Annotated in this window: 4 protein-coding genes; 3 read left to right on the top strand and 1 reads right to left on the bottom strand. The window is 72.5% G+C overall.

The features are described from left to right. From G6024_RS00660 to G6024_RS00650, 3 genes are all read left to right on the top strand, one after another. A partial coding sequence (locus G6024_RS00660) for an ATP-dependent helicase C-terminal domain-containing protein (RefSeq protein WP_277355611.1) occupies positions 1-537 on the top strand: 537 nt, incomplete at its 5' end. A 95-nt stretch (positions 538-632) separates the two neighbouring features. Continuing rightward, positions 633-1,184 carry a hypothetical protein gene (locus tag G6024_RS00655; RefSeq protein ID WP_069389613.1) on the top strand — a complete coding sequence of 184 codons (552 nt, stop codon included), beginning with the start codon at positions 633-635 and terminating at the stop codon, positions 1,182-1,184. Positions 1,185-1,295: 111 nt separating this feature from the next. After that, positions 1,296-1,859, top strand: coding sequence for a hypothetical protein (locus tag G6024_RS00650; protein ID WP_096906099.1), 564 nt, complete (start codon positions 1,296-1,298; stop codon positions 1,857-1,859). A gap of 10 nt (positions 1,860-1,869) precedes the next feature. On the opposite strand, the gene G6024_RS00645 is transcribed toward G6024_RS00650, so the two are convergent. Continuing rightward, the coding region (locus G6024_RS00645; RefSeq protein WP_194307162.1) for a L,D-transpeptidase at positions 1,870-2,304 on the bottom strand (435 nt) is incomplete at its 5' end.

Genomic DNA, 2,304 nt, shown 5'->3' with positions numbered 1-2,304 from the left:
TGGCGCCGTCTCGGGCTCGCGCACCGGGAGCTCGGCCCGCCGTGGCCGGACGTGTCCGCCGACGGGCTGGCGGAGCGGCTGGACGACTGGCTCGGCCCAGAGATCGACGCCCTCGCCCACGGTTCCCGGCTGGCGGGACGAGACCTCGGCCCGGCGCTGCGCCGACTGCTGCCCTGGCCCGAGGCCGGTCGGTTCGATGAGCTGGTGCCCGACCGCCTGCAGGTGCCCTCCTCGTCGTCGTACCGCGTCGATTACCCCGAGGTCGGCTCCGATGACCCGCCGGTGCTGGCGGTGAAGTTGCAGGAGTGCTTCGGCTGGACCACCTCCCCCCGCGTCTGCGACGGCCGGGTGCCCGTGACCGTCCACCTGCTCTCGCCCGCCGGCCGGCCGCTCGCGGTGACACGGGACCTGGCGTTCTTCTGGCGCGAGGCCTATCCCGGGGTGCGCGCGGAGATGCGGGGGCGGTACCCCAGACACCCGTGGCCGGAGGATCCCATGTCCGCCGAGCCGACACGCCGGACGAACCGCCGGCGATGACCGGCGGTGGTGATCGGCGGTGGATCCCCGGGCGACCCAGGACTAAGATGTGACGTAAACCACAAGCGCACATTCGTGCCGGAAGGGTGATCGACATGACCGCGTACACGCCTCGCGCGCCCCACCGCGAGGACCGCTCCGAGACGTCCCCCTCCCGCGACGGGCTCATCCCGCACGTGCGGAACCGGATCGGTGCCCTCATCGCGGTGGCGGGCCTCGGAGCGGCACTGCTCAGCCTCTACCTCCCGTGGCTCTCCACCGACGGGGGCGGACAGATCACGGCGATCGGCATCACCGAGATCATCGACGTCCGCGGCGTCGCTCCGGTCCTCTTCCTCGGGCTGGTCCTGATGTCCTTCCTGGTGGCGGTGACCACGGTGACCCGACTCGGCGCCTTCGCCTACGCGAGCGCGATCGTGGCGCTGGCCGTGCTCGCCGCCCACCTCGCATTCGTGTGGACGCTCGGCTCCTCCACCGGCAGCGCGGACCCGATCCTGGCGGGGCTGCCGTCCGACGCATCCGTGACGTTCGGCCCCTACGTGGCCGCGCTGGGGTTCGTCCTCGTGTTCGCCGGGTCCGTATGGGCGGCCCGCGCCGCCGACTACCTCTTCCCGGACGTCGAGGCGGGGCGACACCTCCGCGACTGAGCGACACCGGCCGACGCGGGCCCGCCGCATCGGGTGGATGCACTGACGGTTCGGGCATATCATCAGGTCAGGACCACACAGGCGGCCCGGCGTCGCCGAAAGGCGATCCTCATGGCCGCGTACACACCTCCCCCACCCCACCGGATCCCCCTCCCCACGAGGACCCCCACCCGGACCAAGGTCATATCCCGCGGACGGAGTCGGCTCTGCGCACTGGTGGAGGTCGGAGGCCTGGCCGTCGCCCTGCTCAGCCTCTACCTGCCCTGGTTGAGCACCGGGCGGGGCGAGCAGATCACCGCGCTGGGGATCACCGACCTCATCGACGTCCGCAGCGTGGCACCCGTGCTCTACCTGGGCCTGGTGGGAATGCTCCTGTTGGTGGCGGCGACCGCGGGGACGCGACTGGGCGCGTTCGCACTGGCCGCCGCGGTGGTCGCGGCGGGCGCCCTGGTCGGACACCTCGCGTTCGTGTGGATCCTCATCGCCTCCACGGGGGAGGCGGAACCCATGCTGTCCGGCCTGCCGGCGGACGCGTCGGTCACCTTCGGGCCCTACGTGGCGGCCCTGGGCTTCGTCACGGTGGCGGCGGTGTCGGCGTGGGCCGCCTTCACCGCCGAGTACGTCCACCCCGACCCCGGTTCGGGCCACCGGACGATGGACGCGCGGGTGATCTAGTACGGGTGATCTAGAAGACCACCACCGTGTCGCCGACCTGCAGCCGATCGAAGAAGGTGGCGGCCGCGGGCTGGTCCAGGCGGATGCAGCCGTGCGACTCGACCGTGGGGTCGCCCTCGTGGAACGCGATCCCCCCGACGAAGTACACCGCGTAGGGCATGGGCGCGTTGTCGAACAACCGGCTCACCTCGTGCCGCACCTTTCGCGTGACCTGATAGGTCCCCCTGGGGGTCTCCCAACCGGCCATGCCGTGGGACATCCGCACCGGCCCGTAGCTCAGACGCTCCCCGGACTGCAGCCACGCCCGGTTCCCGTCCAGGTCCACACACGCAGCCGCGGTACGCGGGCACGGGCTCTGCGGGGTCGGGTCCGGAGGCGGAGGCGGGGCGGGCTGCGGTGAGCGGGCCTGGGACGGGGCGAGGCCGGGTGGCGGGGCGATGCCGGC

Origin of the sequence: Dietzia maris, assembly GCF_014144855.1 — a bacterium.
GTDB classification, from domain to species: domain Bacteria; phylum Actinomycetota; class Actinomycetes; order Mycobacteriales; family Mycobacteriaceae; genus Dietzia; species Dietzia kunjamensis.
The sequence above is the reverse complement of the archived record's forward strand: the minus strand, read 5'-3'. Positions and strand labels throughout refer to the sequence as shown.